We start from the raw sequence: 19,702 nt of genomic DNA, 5'->3' as shown, positions 1-19,702 counted from the left end.
GCGCCAGGAGGGCGCTCTGTGACCGCCGGCCGGAATTGAGAGAGCAATGAGCGTGACTTCAGGAACGAAAACTGAGAGCGGCGTCGGCGAAACGATCCGGGTCGTCATTCACGCTCTCCTGATCGCGCTCGTGATCCGCACCTTCCTGTTTCAGCCCTTCAACATCCCATCAGGCTCGATGAAGGCGACGCTGCTGGTCGGCGACTATCTGTTCGTCTCGAAATATTCCTACGGCTACAGCCATTATTCGATTCCGTTCTCGCCGCCGCTGTTCTCGGGACGGATCTGGGGCTCGGACCCGAACCGCGGCGACATCGTCGTGTTTCGTCTGCCGAAGGATGATTCCACCGACTACATCAAGCGCGTGATCGGGCTTCCCGGCGACCGCGTCCAGATGCGGGACGGGCTGCTCTACATCAACGATACGCCCGTCGAGCGGCAGCGCATGAGCGAATATGTCGGCGAGGACCCCTGCGGGTCGGAGGGCAGCGGCATCTCCCGGGTGAAGCGTTGGAAAGAGACGCTGCCGAACGGCGTGTCCTATGAGACGCTGGACTGCGCCGACAACGGCTACATGGACAACACCAACGTCTACACCGTGCCGGCCGGCCACTTCTTCATGATGGGTGACAACCGCGACAATTCCACCGATAGCCGCTTTCTCGGCCAGGTCGGCTATGTCCCGCAGGAGAACTTGATCGGCCGCGCCCAAATGATCTTCTTCTCCATCGCTGAAGGCGAGCATGCCTGGATGTTCTGGCGCTGGCCTTGGGCGGTGCGCTGGAATCGCTTCTTCAAAATCGTCCGATGAAAGACGAAGCCAAGGACATCGCGACCCAACCGATCGAGGCGCAGGCGGGCCCCGAAGGGGAAGCTGCGACCAAGTCGCCTGCAAACAAAACATCTGCTGACAAGGCATCTGCCGACAAGGCATCTCCGAAGAAGAAGCGGGCGCGCAGCAGCAAGGCCAAGGGCACGGACGCGAGTGCGGCGGTCGAAGCGCGCATCGGCCACAGCTTTGCCGACCCGAACCTCTTGATGCAGGCGATCACGCATGTCTCGGCCCTGAAGTCCGGGCGCAAGCGCGGCGACAGCTATCAGCGGCTGGAATTCCTCGGCGACCATGTGCTCGGGCTCGTCGTCTCCGACATGCTCTATCACGCCTTCCCGAACGCCGACGAAGGCGAGCTGTCCAAGCGGCTTGCCGAGCTGGTGCGCAAGGAGAGCTGCGCGGACGTCGCCAAGTCGCTCGGTCTCGTCGACGACATCAAGCTGGGCTCGGTCGGCTCCAGTGCCGATGCCCGCCTGCGCAAATCCATTCTCGGCGACATCTGCGAGGCCGTGATCGGCGCCATCTACCTCGACGGCGGCCATGCGGCGGCAGCCGAATTCGTCAAGCGCAACTGGACCGAGCGGATGCACAAGCCGCGCCGTCCGTTGCGCGATCCCAAGACCGTGCTGCAGGAATGGGCGCAAGGCAAGGGACTGCCGACGCCTGTATATCGCGAGGTCGAGCGCACCGGCCCGCATCACGATCCGCAGTTCCGTGTCGCTGTCGATCTGCCGGGCCTGGCCCCGGCCGAGGGCATCGGCGGCAGCAAGCGCGCGGCAGAGAAGGTGGCAGCGTCAGTGATGATCGAACGCGAAGGCGTCGGCGGCGGCAATGACGGTTGAAGCAAGCGGCGAGGCACCCAGCGCGACGCGCTGCGGCTTCGTCGCGCTGATCGGCGCGCCGAATGTCGGCAAGTCGACGCTGGTCAACGCGCTGGTCGGCGCCAAGGTCACGATCGTATCGCGCAAGGTGCAGACCACGCGCGCGCTGATCCGCGGCATCGTCATCGAGAACAACGCGCAAATCATCCTGGTCGACACGCCCGGCATCTTCTCGCCCAAGCGCCGGCTCGACCGCGCCATGGTCTCGACCGCCTGGAGCGGGGCCCACGATGCCGATCTCGTCTGCGTGCTGCTCGATGCTAAGACGGGGATCGACGAGGAGGCGGAGGCGATCCTCGCCAAGGCGGCCAGCGTCAATCACGACAAGATCCTCGTCATCAACAAGGTCGATCTGGTCCAGCGCGAGAAGCTGTTGGCGCTGGCGCAGGCCGCCAACGAGCGCATGAGCTTCGTGCGGACGTTCATGATCTCGGCAATCTCCGGCGACGGCGTCGACGACATCCGCAAGACGCTCGCGGACATGGTGCCGCCGGGCCCGTTCCTCTATCCTGAGGACCAGATGTCGGACGCGCCGATGCGGCAGCTGGCAGCCGAGATCACCCGCGAGAAGATCTATCAGAAGCTGCACCAGGAATTGCCCTACCAGTCCACGGTCGAGACCGACAAGTGGGAGGAGCGCAAGGACAAGTCGGTGCGGATCGAGCAGACGATCTTTGTCGAGCGCGAAAGCCAGCGCAAGATCGTGCTCGGCAAGGGCGGCGCCACCATCAAGTCGATCGGCGCCGACTCGCGCAAGGAGCTGATGCAGATCCTGGACGTGCCGGTGCACCTGTTCCTGTTCGTCAAGGTGCGCGAGAACTGGGGCGACGATCCCGATCGCTACCGCGAGATGGGCCTGGACTTCCCGAAAGAATAACCAAGAAAAGATCGGCATTCGATGAGCCTACCCGCCAACGTCCAGCGCTTCGAAGCGCTGCTCTATGCATCGTTGATGCTGGATGCCGTCTCGGTCGCCGTGCAGGACCGCACGCCCAATGCCGAGGTGACCGAGCAGATGATCATGACCGGGACGTTGCTCGCCGGGGGCATGATCCTCCTGCTGCTCTATTTCGTCCGGCTGGCCGCGCATCATCGCAAGAACTGGCCGCGTTGGGTGCTGGCGGCGGCCCTCGTGCTGTCGGTGATCTCGCTCGGCCGGATCATCGGCGAGAAGGGCCTGGAGCTCGACAGCGCCATCGAGATCGTCTCCTGCGCGCTGACGACGATCGGCCTGTATTTCTCCTTCAGCGGCGACGCGCAGGGCTGGTTCAACGCGTGAGGGCCTCGTGTCCCGGACAAGGTGCAGCGCGTCAGCGCTGCGCCGCAGAGCCGGGACCCAGGAGCGCGCGGAGAGATGGGCCCCGGCTCGGCAACGCGTCGCTGGCGCGCCGCGTTTTGTCCGGGGCACGAGTGCGTGCGAGAGGCACTGGAATCCTGTAGTATTCCCCTCATGGAATGGACCGATGAAGGCATCGTGCTGGGCGTGCGGCGGCATGGCGAGTCTAGCGCCATCGTCGAGCTCTTGACGCGCGCGCATGGCCGGCATCTCGGGCTCGTCCGCGGCGGGGCCGGCTCGCGGATGCGGCCGCTGCTGCAGCCGGGGAACAGCGTCAGTGCGGTGTGGCGGGCGCGGCTCGACGAGCATCTGGGCACTTATACGATCGAGGGCCTGAAGCTACGCGCGGCGACGCTGCTGGCATCGTCCCACGGTGTCTACGGCGTCACCCATCTCGCCTCGATTGCGCGGCTGTTGCCGGAGCGCGATCCGCATGAGGACATCTTTGCGCTGCTCGAACATTCGCTCGACGATTTCGACGACATCGGCAGCGCCGCCGTGCACCTGATCCATTTCGAGCTGGCGATGCTCGCCGAGCTCGGTTTCGGCCTGGCGCTGGACAATTGTGCGGTGACCGGCGAGACCACGGACCTGATCTATGTCTCGCCGAAATCCGGCGGCGCGGTATCGCGCGGCGCGGGCGAGCCGTGGCGCGACCGGCTGTTGCGCCTGCCGCCGTTCCTGCGCCAGGGCGAAACCGCGAGCGATCTCACCGACCAGGATCTCCAGGACGGCTTCCGGCTGACGGGCTTGTTTCTGCTCCGTCACGTGCTGGAGCCGCGCGGCCAGGGCCATTCCGATGCGCGGGCCGGCTTCATCAACGCCTTGATCCGGCAGCAGGCGAGGGCGGCGATCCCTGCACCATGACGTAACGGCTGCCCAGCCTTGCACTAGGGCATGCGGTTCCAGGGAACAAAATCGGCCCGACCGGAATTGGCCCTCCGGTTCCACATCGGGGGACAGCCCAAATGTTGATCAGGGGATTCGCCTTGTCCGCGACGCTGCTTGCGTTCGCGCCCGACGCCACGGCCGGCGAGCCGCAGCCCGGGGTATTTCGCCGGGCCTCGTGCACGGTGGTGCGGTACTATGTGGCGAAATATTCCGCTGCCGCCGCAGAGACATGGGCGCGGTCCCATGGTGCGACCGAGGCCGAGATCGCGGCCGCCCGCCGTTGCCTGACCAATGCGCCGGCGCCTGCGCAAACACCTGGTCCAGCCCAAACCCAGACCGTCACAGCCGGCTGGGCAGGCCAGTAGGCCGCCCACAGGGAACCATTCGATCTTGCCCGATTCGCTTCCACGGTTTAACCGGGCGGCATGGGAAAACGAATCGTTCCGCCGCAAGAGCCGGCTGAAATCCATGAGGTGCCGCTGCGTGAGGCGCTGGAAGAGCGCTATCTCGCTTATGCCCTCTCCACCATCATGCACCGTGCGCTGCCGGACGCGCGCGACGGCTTGAAGCCGGTGCACCGGCGCATCCTCTACGGCATGCGCCTGCTCCGGCTCGACCCCGGCACCGCCTTTAAGAAGTCGGCCAAGATCGTCGGCGACGTGATGGGCTCGTTCCATCCGCATGGCGACCAGGCGATCTACGATGCCATGGTCCGTCTCGCGCAGGACTTCTCCTCGCGCTACCCGCTGGTCGACGGCCAGGGCAATTTCGGCAACATCGACGGCGATAACCCCGCCGCCTACCGCTACACCGAAGCGCGCATGACCGACGTCGCGCGGCTTCTGCTCGAGGGCATCGACGAGGACGGCGTCGAGTTCCGCGCCAATTACGACGGCCAGTCGAAGGAACCCGTCGTGCTGCCGGGCGGTTTCCCGAACCTGCTCGCCAACGGTGCGCAGGGCATCGCGGTCGGCATGGCGACCTCGATCCCGCCGCACAATGCCGCCGAGCTGTGCGATGCCGCGCTGCACCTGATCGAGAAGCCCGACGCGAAGTCGAAGGCGCTCTTGAAATGGGTCAAGGGACCGGACTTCCCGACCGGCGGCATCATCGTCGATTCCAAGCAGGCGATTGCGGAGGCGTACACGACAGGCCGCGGCTCGTTCCGCGTCCGTGCGCGGTGGACGCAGGAAGAGGGCGCGCGCGGCACCTGGGTCGTCGTCGTCACCGAGATTCCGTTCCTGGTGCAGAAGTCGCGGATGGTCGAGAAGATCGCCGAGCTGCTCGACCAGAAGAAGCTGCCGCTGGTGGCCGAAGTCCGCGACGAGTCCGCCGAGGATGTGCGCCTCGTCATCGAGCCGAAATCCAAGAACGTCGACCCGGCGCTGATGATGGAATCGCTGTTCCGGCTCACCGAACTCGAAAACAAGATTCCGCTGAACCTCAACGTGCTGATCAAGGGCCGCATCCCCAAGGTCGTGGGCCTCGCGGAGTGCTTGCGGGAGTGGCTCGACCATCTGCGCGATGTGCTGATCCGCCGCAGCAACTACCGCAAGGCGCAGATCGAGCACCGGCTTGAAGTCCTCGGCGGCTTCCTGATCGCCTATCTGAACATCGACAAGGTGATCAGGATCATCCGCACCGAGGACGAGCCTAAGCCTGAGCTGATGAAGGCGTTCAAGCTCACCGAAGTGCAGGCGGAAGCCATCCTCAACATGCGCCTGCGCTCCCTGCGCAAGCTCGAGGAGATGGAGATCCGTACCGAGGACAAGAACCTCCGCGCCGAGCTCAAGGGCATCAATGCGGTGCTCGCCTCCGAACCCGAGCAGTGGAAGAAGGTCGGCGAGCAGGTCGGCAAGGTCCGCGACATGTTCGGACCCAAGACACCGCTCGGCAAGCGCCGCACCACCTTCGCGGATGCGCCCGAGCACGATCTCGCCGCGATCGAGGAGGCCTTCGTCGAGCGCGAGCCTGTCACCGTCGTGGTCTCCGACAAGGGCTGGATCCGCACCATGAAGGGCCATGTCGAGGATCTCTCGGGCCTCGCCTTCAAGCAGGACGACAAGCTCGGTTTCGCCTTCTTTGCCGAGACGACCTCGAAGCTGCTGCTGTTCGCCACCAACGGCAAATTCTACTCGCTCGACGTTGCGAAGCTGCCGGGCGGCCGCGGCCATGGCGAGCCGATCCGCTTGTTCATCGATTTGGAGCAGGAGGCCGCGCCCGTCGCGCTGTTCGTCAACAAGGGCGGCCGCAAATTCCTGATCGCCAGCCACGAGGGCCAGGGCTTCGTCGTCAATGAGGACGATTGCGTCGGCACCACCAAGAAGGGCAAGCAGGTCCTCAACGTGGACATGCCGAACGAGGCGCGCGCGATCACCGAGGTGACGGGCGACACCGTCGCCGTTATCGGCGAGAACCGCAAGATGCTGGTCTTCCCGCTCGACCAGGTGCCGGAAATGGCCCGCGGCCGCGGCGTGCGCCTGCAGAAGTACAAGGACGGCGGCCTGTCCGACGTTGCGGTCTTCGACTCCAAGGCGGGTCTGACCTGGAAGGACTCCGCAGGACGCGAATTCTCCGCGACCATGAAGGAGCTCGCGGAGTGGCAAGGCACCCGCGCCGACGCCGGCCGCCTGGCGCCGAAGGGTTTCCCGAAGTCGAACAAGTTCGGCCGGGTGATCGGGTAGGAGCGGCTCTCGTGTCCCGGACGCGCTGCAACGCTCCATAGCGCGTCGAAGACGCGCGTAGTCGCGCTTATGGCGTTGCTGCGCAGAGCCGGGACCCATGCTGCACGGATTGCTGGGAGACGGCTCTGCGGCGCACCGCTGAAGAAGCGCTGCGCCGCGTCCGGGGCACGAGGATGTGGCGCTCTCTGCTTCCCCGCGGTCATTGCGAGCGCAGCGAAGCAATCCAGAATCCTCTTGCGGAAAGACTCTGGATTGCTTCGCGGAGCCTGTCATCGGGCCGCGCTTCGCGCGGACCCGTTGGCTCGCAATGACGAGCTGCGATAGCCTCGCTCTCCAACCCAAGTTGTGTGCATCCCGCAAACGCGTGGCAGCTAGCCACGAGCGCATACGTGCGGGCACGAACATTGCTTTTTCCTGGCGACTGCAAACGGCTGGTCAAAAGGCAAAACATCCCAATGCTCAAACTGAAGGCTTGCATTCCGGCGCTGTTCGGCCTCGCGCTGGTGGCGGCGCCCGCACGTGCGGCGGACAATCTCGTCGCGGTGCTCGAGGCGGAGATCGTCACGCTCGATCCGCATTTCTCCACGGCCTACATTACGCGCACGTTCGGCTACATGGTGTTCGACACGCTGTTTGCCAAGGATTCCAAGGGCGACGTCAAGCCGCAAATGGTGCAGGACTGGAAGGTCTCGCCTGACGGCTTGACCTACACGTTCACGCTGCGCGACGGTCTGAAATGGCATGACGGCCAGCCGGTCACGGCGGCCGATTGCGTCGCCTCGCTGCGTCGCTGGGGCACGCGCAGCGCGCTCGGCCGCCGCATTTTCGCGATCACGGCTTCGCTCGAGCCGGCCGATGCGAAGACTTTCGTGCTGACGCTGAAGGAGCCGTCCGGGCTCGTCATCGACGCACTCGCCAATCCAGTCAGCCCGGTCGCCTTCATGATGCCCGAGCGCATCGCGAAGACGCCGGGCGACCAGCGCATCGCCGAGATCATCGGCTCCGGACCGTTCGTCTACAGCAAGGCCGACCACCGCACCGGCGACCGCATGATCCTGAAGAAGTTCGGCGACTATGTGCCGCGCCCCGAGCCCGCCGACTTCCTGGCCGGCGGCAAGCGCGTCAATGTCGACACGCTCGAGATCCGCGTCATTCCCGATGGTGCGACCGCCGCTTCTGCGCTGCAGGCCGGTGAAGTGGATTTCATGCAGTACGCGCCTTTCGATCTGTTGCCGCAGCTGGAGAAGAACACGCGCGTCAAGCTGGTCAACTTCACTGGCGGCAACATGTTCGCCGGTGCCTATCGTCTCAACGCCGCCTCGAAACCGTTCGACGATCCAGAAATCCGCCGCGTGCTGTGGAAGCTGGTCGACCAGCGCGAAGTGCTTGATGCGCTCGGGCTCGACGCCAAATACGCCACTCCTTGCGCGACCTACTTCACCTGCGGCACCACCTACGAGAGCAAGGCCGGCACGGAAGCTGCGGCCAAGCCCTCGATCGAAGCGGCGAAGGCTGCGCTGAAGGCGACCAAATATGCCGGCGAGCCGGTGGTCGTCATGCAGGCCAACGACCTCGAAGCCCCGCGCGTTTCGGCGCAGGTGCTCGCCGAGCGGCTGAAGGCTGCCGGCTTCAACGTCGATCTGCAGGTGATGGACTGGGCGAGCGTGCTGGCGCGCCGCGCCAAGAAGGAGGGCTGGAGCGTCTATGGCGTCCACGCCGGCGGCTTCGATCTGGGCTCGCCGCTGACCAATGTCATGGTCGCCTTCAACTGTGCCGACTTCACCGGCTGGCAATGCGATGCGCGCATCACCCCTCTGATGGAAGCCTTCGCCAAGGCGCCCGCAGAGGCGGACCGCAAGAAGATCGCGGGCGAGATCCAGGCCGTCATGTACGATCAGGCCCCTGCAATTCCGTGGGGCCAGTTCGCCCAGCCCGCCGCCTATCGCGCCACTCTGCGTGGTCTGATACCGTCGGCTATCCCGGTGTTCTGGAACGTTGAGAAGTAACGCGATGTACGATGTCATTGTTGTCGGCGGCGGCTCCGCTGGCGCCGCTGTTGCCGCATGGCTCTCCGAGGATCCGGCACGGCGCGTCCTGCTGCTCGAAGCAGGGCTCGACTGGCGCGCTGACGAGGCGCCCTGGGAGGTGAGGACGCCGAATCCGATCCCGATCATCCACAAGCGCGAGTATCAGGAGAAATGGCAATGGCCCGATCTTCTGACGCGCCGCGTCGCGGGGCAGGAGCCGCGCTTCTACTGGCGCGGCAAGGGGCTCGGCGGCTCGTCGATGATGAACGGCCAGATCGCGATCCGCGGCGTTGCCGATGCCTTCGACGAATGGGCCGCCAATGGCTGCGCCGGCTGGTCGGCCAAGGAGGTGATGCCGCTGTTCTCCGTGATCGAGGACGATCTGGAGTTCGGTGACGCCGAGGGACACGGGCGCGGCGGGCCGTTGCCGGTCTATCGCGCGCCGCCGGAGACATGGGGCCCGATCGACCGGGGCTTGCGCGATGCGGCGCTGGCGAGCGGCTATCCCTGGTGCGCCGACGTCAATGGCCCTGACGGCGAGGGCGTTGCGTGCTACCCCATCAACAGCCGCAACTTGCGTCGCATCACCACCAACGAGGGCTATCTCGAGCCCGCGCGCGGGCGCGCCAATCTGGAGATCCGCGGGCATGCGCTGGTCGATCGCGTGCTGATCAGCGACGGACGGGCGACGGGCGTCCGCGTCCATATCGAGGGGCAGGGCACCCACGAGATCAGCGCACGCCAGATCGTGCTGTGCGCCGGCGCCATTCATAGTCCGGCGATCCTGCTGCGCTCGGGCATCGGTCCGGCCGAGGAATTGAAGGCGATGGGGATCGCGGTCGCGCGCGATCTGCCGGTCGGCCGCCATTTCTTCGATCATCCGCTGTTTCGCGCCACGATCCAGCTGCGGGAGGAGCTTCGTCCCACCGATCCCGATACGCGCCACACCAATTGCTGCGTGACCTATTCCTCGGGCCTCGCCAATGGCGGCAAGCGCGACATGATCCTGATCGCCTTCAATCACCGCGGCATCGGCAACCCCGGAGCGATCGGCGCGGGGTTGTTCAACGCCTATTCGCGTGGAACGCTCAAGCTGGCCTCGACCGATCCTGCAATCGATCCCGTCGTCGAGGAAAACATGCTGGCCGATCCCCGCGACATGCTGCGCATGATGGATGCGGTGAAACGCCTCGCCGTCATCACCTCGCAGCCGGCGCTGTCAGGCATTGCCGACTGGATCAGGCTCGCCGACACGGATTTGACGCTGCCGCAGGCCGCCAGCCTGCCCGATCACGAGCTCGACTCGGTGCTGCGCCGTGAGACCGGCGACATCCAGCATGCCGCAGGCAGCTGCCGCATGAGCGGTGTGGGCGACGTGGATGGCGTGGTCAACCCCGACGGCACCGTGAAGGGAATCAGCGGCCTGCGCGTCGCCGACGCGTCGATCATGCCATCCGATTGCCGCGCCAACACGCACTTCACCACGGTGGTGATCGGGGAAGCGATCGCGCGGATGATGATGCGGTAAGGCCACAAGGACGGTGCCATGCCACGGCGTGCCGCCTTCGCCAAAACTTCGGCGGCCTATTCTATCGTTGCATTCACCGTCATGATCGATCTGCCTGAACCGTACGGACCTTTGCCTTCGCCGTAGATGGCAAACGTATCGTTGCCCTTGTATCCGGACGCCGCGGTGTACCTGAATGTCGTTACATTGATCTGCCTGAGCGTCCCGTGCGCGGGCTTCTGGGAAACGCCCGACTTATCCATCGCTCCCGGAATTCGCATCGGGAAATTGCACGTTTGCCCTGATCTGATTGCGAAGTAGGCCGTCATGTCGACGCCAAACACTGAAGGATTACCCGTGACCCGGCAGTCGGAGACGGCGAAAGCCGAAACCGGCGTCAGGCTCAAGGCTGCCGCAATTGCAAGTGACCGCATGTTCGTCTCCTGCGAAGATGAGAGGCATCACGCAGTCGATCTCGAAGTATCCCGGCCACCGTTGATTTGAATCAATATAACGATCGGTTGAGTTGCGACGACCACTCTTTGCGGTGCCCATCGGTGACATTACCCGCGCTGCGCGCGTGCATCCGTTCGTGGCGGTTCGACCTCTCTACGGGCTGAACAGACTGCCCAGAAATCGCTCCTTTTCGCCGGGCGCATAACCTTGAGAAGCGCCATAATACGGCTCAGTAGAACCAGGGTAGGCCGGGGCGCCGTGGGGTGCCGGCGCGTAGGCAAAACCTGAAGCGGGAGCTGACGGGATCATGCCCTGACTGGAATGAACAGTCGCATGCCGCCGGTGTGCGTGATGCGCCTGTGCCGCGTCGGCAACGCCGCCCAAGGTGATAAGAAGACTCAAGGCCAGAATGAAACGCATCGCTGTGTCTCCAAACGCCCCGCCTGCTTAGATGGCGTTCAGCCGCAGCGTTCCAACACATCCTGGCCTCACGATTGGTCACATCCCTGGCATCAGATCACCCCCGCCAGCCGGAGCGCCACGCCCGCCGCGCAGCTGCCCGCCAGCACCGTCAGCATGCCGAGCTTGAAGCGGAAGATCGCGGTGGCCGCCGCGATCGCCAGCAGCAGCGCCGGCACGTCGACGCTTCTGAGCACCGGCATATCGAAGTTCAGCGGAAATGCATGCAACGGCACGGTTTCGCGGAACAGCGTGTGCAGCGCGAACCAGATCGAGAGGTTGAGGATCACGCCGACCACGGCAGCGGTGATCGCGCTGAGCGCGCCGGCGAGGCCGGTGTTGCCGCGCAGGCGCTCGATATAGGGCGCGCCGACGAAGATCCAGAGGAAGCAGGGCGTGAAGGTGACCCAGGTTGCGAGCAGTCCGCCGAGCGTGGCCGCCAGCATCGGCGACAGGCCGCTGGAGTCGCGATAGGCCGCCATGAAGCCCACGAATTGCAGCACCATGATCAGCGGGCCCGGCGTGGTCTCGGCCATGCCGAGACCGTCGAGCATCTCGTGCGGCTTGAGCCAATGATAATGCTCGACGGCCTGCTGCGCGACATAGGCCAGCACCGCGTAGGCACCGCCGAACGTGACCAGCGCCATTTTCGAGAAGAACAATGCGATCTGGCTGAATACATTCGGCTCGCCGAAGGCCATCAGCAGCGCGATCACCGGCACCAGCCAAAGCGCCAGCCATATTGCACCGACGCGGATCGCGCGCGTGGTGTTGGGACGCACGTGGTCGGGCACGGCCTCGCCGAGCATGCTGTCGATCGCGGCGCCGCTGCCGCCATGACCGTGACCGGCCGGCGCGAATTCCGGCCGGCCGCTGCGCGCGCCGGCATAGCCGATGATGCCGGCGGCGATGATGATGATCGGGAAGGGGACTGCGAAGAAGAAGATCGCGACGAAGGCCGCCGCCGCGAGCGCGATCATGATGCGGTTCTTCAGCGCGCGCTTGCCGACGCGGACCACGGCCTCGACGACGATGGCGAGCACCGCGGCCTTGAGGCCGAAGAACAGCGCCTCGACGAAGCTGACATTGCCGAATGCGGCATAGATGTAGCTGAGACCCATGATGGCGATGATGCCGGGCAGGATGAACAGCCCGCCCGCCATCAGCCCGCCGGCGGTGCGATGCATCAGCCAGCCGACATAGGTCGCGAGCTGCTGCGCCTCGGGTCCCGGCAGCAGCATGCAATAGTTCAGCGCATGCAGGAAACGGCCCTCAGAGATCCACTTCTTCTCCTCGACCAGGATGCGGTGCATCACCGCGATCTGGCCCGCGGGCCCTCCAAAGCTCAAGGAGGCGACGCGGAGCCAGACGCGAAAGGCTTCGTTGAAGCTGACGCCGTGACCGGCGTCAGCTCCTGCTTGAACGTTGCGGATATCCATTTACGCCTTCAACTTGTTGGTCGGCCAGTTGTGGGTCTCGGTGGTGGCGTCGCGGCACCAGCGGTAGAAGGCATCATAGAGCAGCATGCCGGCTTCGAGCTGCTCGAGGTCGTCGTCATACATGCGCGACAGCCCGAGCGAGGCCGCGAGCAGGCCGGCTGCCTCCGGCGCGAGTTCGGGCCGCGCGGTGTCGGCACCGCGCACCAGCGTCGCGAGCCGCAGCAGGGGTGGCGTCGCGATGCCGAACTCCTCGATCATCACGTCGAAGGTGCAGAGCTCGCCGCGGTGGCTCCAGAACACGTTCTCGATGTCGAAGGGCGCTGCGCCAAAGCGCTCGCCGACGGCGACCACCTCGGACGGCGCGACATAGAGGAACACTGCGCCCGGATCGACGAAGCGGCGGATCAGCCACGGGCAGGCGATGCGGTCGACCTTCGGCCGCGCCCGCGTCACCCAGACGGTGCGCCCCTTGGCATCGCGCGGCGGCAGCTTGCGGGCGTCGACCAGCGGCAGCTTGGCTGCCTTCCAGCCCTCGAAGCCGCCCTCCAGCGTCTCGGCCTGCACGCCGAGCTGGCGCAACCAGGCCGCGGTGCCTTGCGCGAGCTTCTCGCCGCGCAGGCAGGAGACCACGGCGCGGCGGCCGGCAAAGGCGCCGCCCCAGTCCGTCACGTTGTCGTGGCTGAGCTTGATCGAGCCGGGAATCAGCCGCCGGTCGGCGGCGAAATCCTGCTCGGTGCGCACATCGATCAGAACAGGCGCGTTCGCCGTGCCGATCAGCCGTGCCATTTTGTCGGATGATATGGTCGTGAATGTAGACATGATGCGTCCTCGCAAGAACTAAACGGGACGCGATGCTTGGGCCTGTCGCCTCGTGGGGAGATCGCTCAAATCCCCATGGCGCAGATTACAGCGAAACTAAGAAGCACTGTCAATCCGCGGGGCGATCGGACCTTAGAAAATTGCTGCCTGCCGTCTATATTGGAGGCCAACGGACCTGAATCTTCGGGAGAATTCGATGCATTCCCATTCCATCGAACAATGGACCCATGACCACGCCTTTCTGGGCGAGAAGCACGACGAGAACGAGCGCCGCACCTGGTTCGTGGTGGTGCTGACGCTGGTCATGATGGTCGGCGAGATCGTGGCCGGCTCGCTGTTCGGTTCGATGGCGCTGCTCGCCGACGGCTGGCACATGGGCACGCATGCGGCGGCGCTCGGCATTGCCGCCTTCGCCTATCGCTTTGCGCGGCGGCATCTGGGCAATGCACATTTCACCTTCGGCACCGGCAAGTTCGGCGACCTTGCCGCCTTCGCCAGCGCGATCATCCTCGGCCTGATCGCGGTCGAAATCGCCTATGAGAGCGTGCTGCGGCTGATCAATCCGGTGCCGATCGTCTATGGCGAGGCGATCGCGGTGGCCGCTCTCGGGCTGTGCGTCAACCTCGCCAGCGTGTGGCTGCTGCGCGACAGCCACGATCATCATCATCACGGTCACGGCCAGGCGCATGATGACCACGACGAGCATGACCATGAGCATGATCGCCACCATCACGGCCATCGTCATCACCACGACAACAACCTCCGCGCGGCCTATGTCCATGTCATGACCGATGCCGCAACCTCGGTGCTGGCGATCGCGGCGCTCGTCGTCGCCATGTATTCGGGCTGGGTCTGGGCTGACCCGGCCGTCGGCCTGATCGGCAGCATCGTGATCGCAAGCTGGGCATTCGGTCTGATCAAGTCATCGGGTGCGGTGCTGCTCGACGTGCGCGCCGACGAGAAGCTGGAGCGGGTGATCCGCGCCCGCATGGAGGTCGGCGAGGACCGCGTCACCGATCTGCATCTGTGGCAGGTCGGCCCCGGCCATTGTGCCGTGCTGCTCTCGGTGGTCTCGGACAAGCCGAAACAGCCGGCCGTCTACAAGCGGCGGCTCGCGGGGCTGAAGGGCCTCAGCCACGTCACGGTCGAGGTCGAGACCTGTCCGCATTGACAGGGGCCGGAATTCTGCTGCGCGGCCGGGGTTGATGCTCGATCGCTGCCAGCATAGCAGTATGGGAGGAACAATGATGCCCAGGACCACGTTCGCCGTCGTCGCCGCTGCACTCGTTCTGTTCGCGCCCGGGGCGCTGGCGCAATCGGACAAGACCGGCGTCGAGAAGCTCTACGTGCTCAATTGCGGGGAGGGCACCGCGGGTGACATCTCGCGCTGGACGCCCGGCCTGAACGAAGGCAAGGCGATGGACTTCGTCGACACCTGCTACCTGATCAAGCACGCCAAGGGCTGGTTCCTGTGGGACACCGGCATCGCCGATGCCGTCGCGGCCATGCCGAACGGCTTGGTACCGGCCGACCCCAAGGCCGTAACCTGGCGCCGGCCGAAGACCCTTGCCGCCCAGCTCGAGCAGCTCGGCATCAAGCCCGACGACGTCAAGGCCATGGCGGTCTCGCACACGCATCCGGACCATACCGGCAATGTCGAGCTGTTTCCGCAGTCGCTGCTCTACGTGCAGAAAGCCGAATATGACTGGCCCGGCGCCAACAACGCGCCGCGCTTCAAGCCCTCGCACCCGGCCGAGCTGCTCACGGGCGACAAGGATGTCTTTGGCGACGGCAGCGTGACCATCCTGTCGACGCCCGGCCACACCCCCGGGCACCAGTCGCTATTGGTGAAATTGCCCAAGACCGGTGCGGTGGTGCTGTCGGGCGATGCCGTGCACTTCAGGGATAACTGGGACAACCGCCGCGTGCCCAGCATGAACGTCGACAAGGACCAGAGCGCGGCCTCGATGCAGAAGATCGCCGACACGCTCGCCAAGGAGAAGGCGCAGCTCTGGATCAACCACGACAAGGTCCAGCGCGACAGCCAGAAGATGGCGCCGGAGTTTTACGACTGAGGCGGATCAGCCTTTCGGCGCAGTCGTCGTCGGCGGGCTCGCCTCCGGCGTCTTCCTCGGCTTCAGCGTGCCGGCGTAGAACGAGAGCAGCCAGACCAGCAGGACGGCGAGCAGATAGACTCCCCAGGCCTGTGGTGGCGTGGTCGCCCAGCGCAAGAGGCCCTTGAAGGTGCGTGGCGGGCTGTTGTCGTCGCTCATGGACCGCTTGTGCGCGAAAGCGTTGTTGCGGTCAATCCGGCCGCCGCCCGGCGCGGATCAGCAACAGCGCGGCCAGTGCCGAGAGGCTGAGCGCGGATGAGACGATCAGCACGTTGGCGCCCATGAGGTCGATGAGCAGGCCGAAGGCGAGTGGCGCCACCGCCTGCGCCATTCGTGCCGGTGCGCCGATGATGCCGAGGCGATAGCCGAAATCCTTCGGGCCGAAGATCGACAGCGGCAGCGTGCCGCGCGCGATCGTCAGAATGCCGTTGCCGGAGCCGTGGAACAACGCGAACGCGCTCGCCGCAGCGCCGCCGAAGATCGCGACGATCACGGCGCCGACCGGGTGGGTCAAGCAGGCGAGCCGCGTCGACCACAGCGGATGGAAGCGGCTGAGGAAGCCGGCTTCCAGCATGCGGGCACCGACTTGCGCCGGGCCGATCAATGCGCCGGCCGCGATCGCCTCGGCCGGCGAGGCCCCCGTCGTCTCCAGGATGCGCGGGAAATGCGCGGCCATGGCGCCGGTGACGGTCCAGACCGCCGCGAAGATGAAGGCCAGCAAGAGCATGGTGCGGTCGAGCGGCACATGTGGCTTCTCGGCCGTGGCCGCCGCCTGCTTCGCGCCCTTGATGACCGGCAGCATGAAGAAATTGAGCGGCAGGCCGATCAGGATGTTGGCGGCGGCCCAGGCAAAGCAGGTCTCGCGCCAGCCGATATGCGACAGGCCCCAGGCGGTGAGCGGCCAGCCGACGGTGGAGGCGAAGCCCGCCATCAGCGTGATGCCGGTGATCGGCCGGCGCGCCTCGGTGCCGTAGATGCGCCCCAAAGCGGCGAAGGCGGCATCGTAGAGGCCCATCGCCATGCCGATGCCGAGCACCAGCCAGGCGATCGCCATCACCGTCACGGATTGCGAGAGGCCGAGCAGCACGAGGCCGGCGGCAATAGTCAGATTGGAAGCCGACAGGACCTGACGGCCGCCGACGAGATCGATCTGCCGTCCGATGCGCGGGCCGAGCATTGCCGAGATCACCAGCGCGGCCGAGAACGCACCAAAGATCCAGTTGGAGGAGACACCGAGGTCGCGCGACATGGGATCGGCGAGCAGCGCCGGCAAATAATAGCTGGAGGCCCAGGCCAGCGTCTGCGTGGTGCCGAGCGCCAGGATGATCGGAAGCTGGCGCTGGGTCATCCGCGCGTGCTTTCGATTCTGGCCGACAACATCATCATCGCAAGCATTTGCCGCCCGCGCGACTAGCGCGTCAACCGCGGCTGCGGCATATTCGACCTGCGCGGGACGGGGAACCTCGCGCTCGGCTTACGCGTGGCTTGCGCCTTTCGCCCGTCACGAATGCACGCCATAATGGCGTATGCAAGTCACCTCGCGCCTCTCCCTGATGAACTGGATCACCAGCCAGGGGCTTACGGGCCTGCCCGAAAATGAACTGCTCCGCGGCTTCTGCGAGCGCTGCTGCGCCGAGGGGCTGGAACTGTCGCGTGGCCTCGTCGTCATCGACACGCTGCATCCGATCTATGAGGGCCGCGGCTTCCGCTGGAGCGATCGTCCCAGCAACGAGAGCGATGCGTTCGAATACGGCTCGACCGCAGATGGCGACGCCGCCAAGAGCTGGCGCCGCTCGGTGTTCTTTCACATGCTCGAGAATGGCGAGGACGAGATGGTGATCGATCTCGCCGATGCGCCGTCGATGGATTTCTCGCAGATCGGCGAGCTCGCCGAGAAGGGCCACAAGCACTATCTCGCCTTCGTCCACCGCTTCGGCGAGAATGGCGCGCTCGGCCTGATGGATTGCCTCTATTCCTGCTGGACCACCCGCCGCGAGAGCGGTTTCTCCGGACTGGAGCTGGACGCGCTGCGCGATCTGGTTCCGGTGCTGGGGCTTGCGATCAAATCGGCGCAGCAGGTCGACATCGCGCGCACGCTCGGCCGCGTCTATCTCGGCCGCGACGCCTCCGAGCAGGTGCTGCGCGGGCGCATCTCGCGCGGCGTCACCGAGCGCATCAACGCCGTGCTGTGGTATTCGGACCTGCGCGGCTCGACCGGCATCAGCGAGAGCATCGGTCCCGACGAGATCATCCCTTTTCTCAACGACTATGCGCAGGCCGTGATCGATCCGATCCACGAAGCCGGCGGCGACGTGCTGAAGCTGATCGGCGACGGCGTGCTCGCGATGTTCTGGGGCGAGGACATGGCGGATGCGCGGCGTGCCGCGCTCCGCGCCGAGCACCTGTTCCGCAAGAATGTCGCCGCGCTGAATGAGCGGCGGGCGGCGGAGGGCCGTCCGACCACGTCAGCCTATATCGGCCTGCATGTCGGCGAGGTCTTCTACGGCAATATCGGCAGCGAGGACCGGCTTGATTTCACCGTGGTCGGCCCGACCGTCAACGAGGTCAGCCGCATCGCCTCGATGAGCCGCTCGGTCGATCGCGAGCTCCTGGCCTCGTCCGAGTTCTACAAGGGCCTCGACGCCGCCGGCCGCCGCTACCTCGTCTCCACCGGCCGCTACGCGCTGCGCGGCATCGGCCGCGCGCAGGATCTCTATACGCTTGATCCGGAAGTCGACGCGAGCGAGCCGGTCAGGGGCAGCTACGAGCGCTATCTGGCGGGTTAGCCCGAATATAGCCGTGCGCAATCTCGTGCCCCGGACGCAGCGCAGCGCTCCTTCGGCGATGCGCTGCAGAGCCGGGGCCCATGCAGCGAGTCGCGTGGCTCCTGGGGTCCCGGCTCTGGGCCGCAACGCCATAGCGGGTCGAAGACGCGCGTGAACGCGCTTATGAGCGTTGCGGCGCGTCCGGGACACGAGAGGAGGCGTGCCGTCATTCCACGGTGGCTAACACCGTGCCGCCGCCTCATCTCCCACCATGTCCGGCTGCCGGTCCAGTCCCACCGCCGGTGACAGCAGGATCACCAGCGCCTGCACGCCGAACAATGCGGCGGCAAGATAGAGGCACGCTTCCGCGCTCCAGAGGCCGCCGACGATCGCGCCCAGCGCCGAGCCGAGCGGGCGGGCGCCGTAGCTCATGATGTTGATGGCGGAGACGCGGCCGAGCAGGCGCGGCGGCGTCACGGACTGGCGCAGCGTCGTGGTCGAGATCACCCACAGGATCGGGCCGACGCCGAGCAGGAAGAAGCTCAAGCCGGCGAGCCAGGGCGAGGGGACCAGCACCGTCGATGCCATCACCAAGGCGGCGACGAAGCCGGTGACGGGGCCGAGCCCCACCACGGTGCCAAAGGCGATGCGCTTCATCACGCGCGTGGCGAGGAGCGCACCGATCACCATGCCGACGCCGTACATCGTCAGCACCGTGCCGACACCGGCGGCGCTCAGGCCGAGATGGCGCACGGCGTAGGGTACGAACACCGCGATCTGCAGGAACCAGCCGGTGTTGAAGATGAACTGGGTGATGAACACCGGGCGCAACAGCGGATGGTGAAACACGAAGGCGGCGCCTTCGCGGATTTCCTGGAGCGGATGCCGCCGCGGCGCCGGCGCGCGCGCGGGCTCGTAGATGCCGGACAGCAGCACGACGGCAATGGCCGAGAGCGCCGCGGCAAAGCCGAACGCCGGGCTCGCGCCCCACCATCCCACCAGCGCACCGCCGAGTGCGGGGCCGCTGGCGAAGGCGACGGTGCGCGCCAGCTCGATGCGCGCATTCGCCGCCGGCAACAGGTCGGAGCTTACCAGCGAGGGCACCAGCGCCGGCGCCGCCACGCTGTAAACGACGGTGCCGCACACCGCGGCGAAGCCGAGCAGGGCCAGCAGCGGCAAATTGAGGGCTCCCAGCGCGAGCAGGAGCACGACGGCCGCGAGCGCCACCGCCCGCAGCGCCTCGGCGCTCGCCATCAGCCTGCGGCGGGAGATGCGATCGGCGAGCACGCCGGCGGGGATGGCGAACAGGACGAAGGGCAGGGTGAGCGCGGTCTGGAGCAGGCCGGTCTGCCCTTCGCCCACCCCCAAGGTCAACACAGCGACGATGGGCGCTGCCGCGAGTGCAATCTGCTCGGCCGACTGCGCTGCGAGATTGGACCAGGCGAGGCGGTTGAAAGTGTCAGGGAGGCGAGCGGGCGTTGACATGGCGCAT

General features: G+C 65.8%; 19 protein-coding genes. 12 read left to right on the top strand and 7 right to left on the bottom strand.

Annotated features, from left to right (window positions below; all coding sequences use genetic code 11):
- Positions 1 to 46 precede the first annotated feature (46 nt).
- The 9 genes from lepB (at position 47) to N2604_RS25350 (ending at position 10,179) form a co-directional block, all read left to right on the top strand.
- Positions 47 to 811, top strand: a complete 765-nt coding sequence (gene lepB / locus N2604_RS25390) for a signal peptidase I (protein WP_260370889.1) — start codon at positions 47 to 49, stop codon at positions 809 to 811.
- Positions 808 to 1,674: a ribonuclease III gene (gene rnc / locus N2604_RS25385; protein WP_260370888.1), complete on the top strand. Its 867-nt coding sequence runs from the start codon at positions 808 to 810 to the stop codon at positions 1,672 to 1,674. Before lepB ends, rnc begins: the two co-directional genes overlap by 4 nt.
- Positions 1,664 to 2,590 carry a GTPase Era gene (era, locus tag N2604_RS25380; protein WP_260370887.1) on the top strand — a complete coding sequence of 309 codons (927 nt, stop codon included), beginning with the start codon at positions 1,664 to 1,666 and terminating at the stop codon, positions 2,588 to 2,590. The genes rnc and era overlap by 11 nt, the downstream gene beginning before the upstream one ends.
- A gap of 21 nt (positions 2,591 to 2,611) precedes the next feature.
- Entirely contained in the window at positions 2,612 to 2,992 is a 381-nt protein-coding gene (locus N2604_RS25375) for a hypothetical protein (protein ID WP_260370886.1), read from the top strand.
- A 171-nt stretch (positions 2,993 to 3,163) separates the two neighbouring features.
- Positions 3,164 to 3,916, top strand: coding sequence for a DNA repair protein RecO (gene recO, locus N2604_RS25370; protein ID WP_260370885.1), 753 nt, complete (start codon positions 3,164 to 3,166; stop codon positions 3,914 to 3,916).
- A gap of 101 nt (positions 3,917 to 4,017) precedes the next feature.
- Positions 4,018 to 4,305 (top strand): hypothetical protein, encoded by a 288-nt coding sequence (locus tag N2604_RS25365; RefSeq protein ID WP_260370884.1) that lies wholly within the window; start codon positions 4,018 to 4,020, stop codon positions 4,303 to 4,305.
- Between the two features lie 60 nt (positions 4,306 to 4,365).
- On the top strand, positions 4,366 to 6,624 hold the full coding sequence (gene parC / locus N2604_RS25360) for a DNA topoisomerase IV subunit A (protein ID WP_260370883.1): 2,259 nt from the start codon (positions 4,366 to 4,368) through the stop codon (positions 6,622 to 6,624).
- A 455-nt stretch (positions 6,625 to 7,079) separates the two neighbouring features.
- Positions 7,080 to 8,630, top strand: coding sequence for an ABC transporter substrate-binding protein (locus N2604_RS25355; protein ID WP_260370882.1), 1,551 nt, complete (start codon positions 7,080 to 7,082; stop codon positions 8,628 to 8,630).
- A gap of 4 nt (positions 8,631 to 8,634) precedes the next feature.
- Positions 8,635 to 10,179 (top strand): GMC family oxidoreductase, encoded by a 1,545-nt coding sequence (locus N2604_RS25350; RefSeq protein ID WP_260370881.1) that lies wholly within the window; start codon positions 8,635 to 8,637, stop codon positions 10,177 to 10,179.
- A gap of 56 nt (positions 10,180 to 10,235) precedes the next feature.
- On the opposite strand, the gene N2604_RS25345 is transcribed toward N2604_RS25350, so the two are convergent.
- The 4 genes from N2604_RS25345 to N2604_RS25330 all read right to left on the bottom strand — a co-directional run bounded on the left by N2604_RS25345 (position 10,236) and on the right by N2604_RS25330 (position 13,331).
- A complete protein-coding gene (locus N2604_RS25345; RefSeq protein ID WP_260370880.1) occupies positions 10,236 to 10,592 on the bottom strand; it encodes a hypothetical protein in 357 nt (118 codons plus the stop codon).
- Positions 10,593 to 10,767: 175 nt separating this feature from the next.
- Positions 10,768 to 11,034 (bottom strand): hypothetical protein, encoded by a 267-nt coding sequence (locus N2604_RS25340; protein ID WP_260370879.1) that lies wholly within the window; start codon positions 11,032 to 11,034, stop codon positions 10,768 to 10,770.
- 92 nt (positions 11,035 to 11,126) lie between these two features.
- Complete coding sequence (gene chrA, locus N2604_RS25335; protein ID WP_260370878.1) at positions 11,127 to 12,512, bottom strand: chromate efflux transporter; 1,386 nt, start codon at positions 12,510 to 12,512, stop codon at positions 11,127 to 11,129.
- Positions 12,513 to 13,331 (bottom strand): chromate resistance protein ChrB domain-containing protein, encoded by an 819-nt coding sequence (locus N2604_RS25330; RefSeq protein ID WP_260370877.1) that lies wholly within the window; start codon positions 13,329 to 13,331, stop codon positions 12,513 to 12,515.
- A 196-nt stretch (positions 13,332 to 13,527) separates the two neighbouring features.
- Here N2604_RS25330 and dmeF point away from each other — a divergent pair, with 196 nt between their 5' ends.
- Entirely contained in the window at positions 13,528 to 14,502 is a 975-nt protein-coding gene (gene dmeF / locus N2604_RS25325; RefSeq protein ID WP_260370876.1) for a CDF family Co(II)/Ni(II) efflux transporter DmeF, read from the top strand.
- Positions 14,503 to 14,575: 73 nt separating this feature from the next.
- On the top strand, positions 14,576 to 15,406 hold the full coding sequence (locus tag N2604_RS25320; protein ID WP_260370875.1) for an N-acyl homoserine lactonase family protein: 831 nt from the start codon (positions 14,576 to 14,578) through the stop codon (positions 15,404 to 15,406).
- Between the two features lie 6 nt (positions 15,407 to 15,412).
- Here N2604_RS25320 and N2604_RS25315 read toward each other — a convergent pair whose 3' ends face one another.
- On the bottom strand, positions 15,413 to 15,604 hold the full coding sequence (locus N2604_RS25315; protein ID WP_260370874.1) for a hypothetical protein: 192 nt from the start codon (positions 15,602 to 15,604) through the stop codon (positions 15,413 to 15,415).
- A 31-nt stretch (positions 15,605 to 15,635) separates the two neighbouring features.
- Positions 15,636 to 16,793: an MFS transporter gene (locus N2604_RS25310; RefSeq protein ID WP_260370873.1), complete on the bottom strand. Its 1,158-nt coding sequence runs from the start codon at positions 16,791 to 16,793 to the stop codon at positions 15,636 to 15,638.
- A 178-nt stretch (positions 16,794 to 16,971) separates the two neighbouring features.
- Between N2604_RS25310 and N2604_RS25305 the strand changes: the two genes are divergently transcribed.
- Positions 16,972 to 18,231, top strand: coding sequence for an adenylate/guanylate cyclase domain-containing protein (locus N2604_RS25305; protein WP_260370872.1), 1,260 nt, complete (start codon positions 16,972 to 16,974; stop codon positions 18,229 to 18,231).
- Positions 18,232 to 18,450: 219 nt separating this feature from the next.
- On the opposite strand, the gene N2604_RS25300 is transcribed toward N2604_RS25305, so the two are convergent.
- Positions 18,451 to 19,695 carry an MFS transporter gene (locus tag N2604_RS25300; protein ID WP_260370871.1) on the bottom strand — a complete coding sequence of 415 codons (1,245 nt, stop codon included), beginning with the start codon at positions 19,693 to 19,695 and terminating at the stop codon, positions 18,451 to 18,453.
- Positions 19,696 to 19,702 lie beyond the last annotated feature (7 nt).

Source organism: Bradyrhizobium sp. CB1015 (assembly GCF_025200925.1).
In the GTDB taxonomy this organism is placed as follows: Bacteria; Pseudomonadota; Alphaproteobacteria; order Rhizobiales; family Xanthobacteraceae; genus Bradyrhizobium.
This window is presented reverse-complemented; position numbering and strand designations above follow the sequence as displayed.

Excerpts from the sequence above, each read along its gene's own strand:
- N2604_RS25340 (WP_260370879.1), bottom strand. The coding sequence starts at position 11,034 with ATGCGTTTCATTCTGGCCTTGAGTCTTCTTATCACCTTGGGCGGCGTT.
- rnc (WP_260370888.1), top strand. The coding sequence starts at position 808 with ATGAAAGACGAAGCCAAGGACATCGCGACCCAACCGATCGAGGCGCAG.
- recO (WP_260370885.1), top strand. The coding sequence starts at position 3,164 with ATGGAATGGACCGATGAAGGCATCGTGCTGGGCGTGCGGCGGCATGGC.
- N2604_RS25375 (WP_260370886.1), top strand. The coding sequence starts at position 2,612 with ATGAGCCTACCCGCCAACGTCCAGCGCTTCGAAGCGCTGCTCTATGCA.
- parC (WP_260370883.1), top strand. The coding sequence starts at position 4,366 with ATGGGAAAACGAATCGTTCCGCCGCAAGAGCCGGCTGAAATCCATGAG.
- N2604_RS25300 (WP_260370871.1), bottom strand. The coding sequence starts at position 19,695 with ATGTCAACGCCCGCTCGCCTCCCTGACACTTTCAACCGCCTCGCCTGG.
- N2604_RS25345 (WP_260370880.1), bottom strand. The coding sequence starts at position 10,592 with ATGCGGTCACTTGCAATTGCGGCAGCCTTGAGCCTGACGCCGGTTTCG.
- N2604_RS25355 (WP_260370882.1), top strand. The coding sequence starts at position 7,080 with ATGCTCAAACTGAAGGCTTGCATTCCGGCGCTGTTCGGCCTCGCGCTG.
- lepB (WP_260370889.1), top strand. The coding sequence starts at position 47 with ATGAGCGTGACTTCAGGAACGAAAACTGAGAGCGGCGTCGGCGAAACG.
- N2604_RS25315 (WP_260370874.1), bottom strand. The coding sequence starts at position 15,604 with ATGAGCGACGACAACAGCCCGCCACGCACCTTCAAGGGCCTCTTGCGC.
- chrA (WP_260370878.1), bottom strand. The coding sequence starts at position 12,512 with ATGGATATCCGCAACGTTCAAGCAGGAGCTGACGCCGGTCACGGCGTC.
- N2604_RS25310 (WP_260370873.1), bottom strand. The coding sequence starts at position 16,793 with ATGACCCAGCGCCAGCTTCCGATCATCCTGGCGCTCGGCACCACGCAG.
- era (WP_260370887.1), top strand. The coding sequence starts at position 1,664 with ATGACGGTTGAAGCAAGCGGCGAGGCACCCAGCGCGACGCGCTGCGGC.
- N2604_RS25365 (WP_260370884.1), top strand. The coding sequence starts at position 4,018 with ATGTTGATCAGGGGATTCGCCTTGTCCGCGACGCTGCTTGCGTTCGCG.
- N2604_RS25330 (WP_260370877.1), bottom strand. The coding sequence starts at position 13,331 with ATGTCTACATTCACGACCATATCATCCGACAAAATGGCACGGCTGATC.
- N2604_RS25305 (WP_260370872.1), top strand. The coding sequence starts at position 16,972 with ATGCAAGTCACCTCGCGCCTCTCCCTGATGAACTGGATCACCAGCCAG.
- dmeF (WP_260370876.1), top strand. The coding sequence starts at position 13,528 with ATGCATTCCCATTCCATCGAACAATGGACCCATGACCACGCCTTTCTG.
- N2604_RS25320 (WP_260370875.1), top strand. The coding sequence starts at position 14,576 with ATGATGCCCAGGACCACGTTCGCCGTCGTCGCCGCTGCACTCGTTCTG.
- N2604_RS25350 (WP_260370881.1), top strand. The coding sequence starts at position 8,635 with ATGTACGATGTCATTGTTGTCGGCGGCGGCTCCGCTGGCGCCGCTGTT.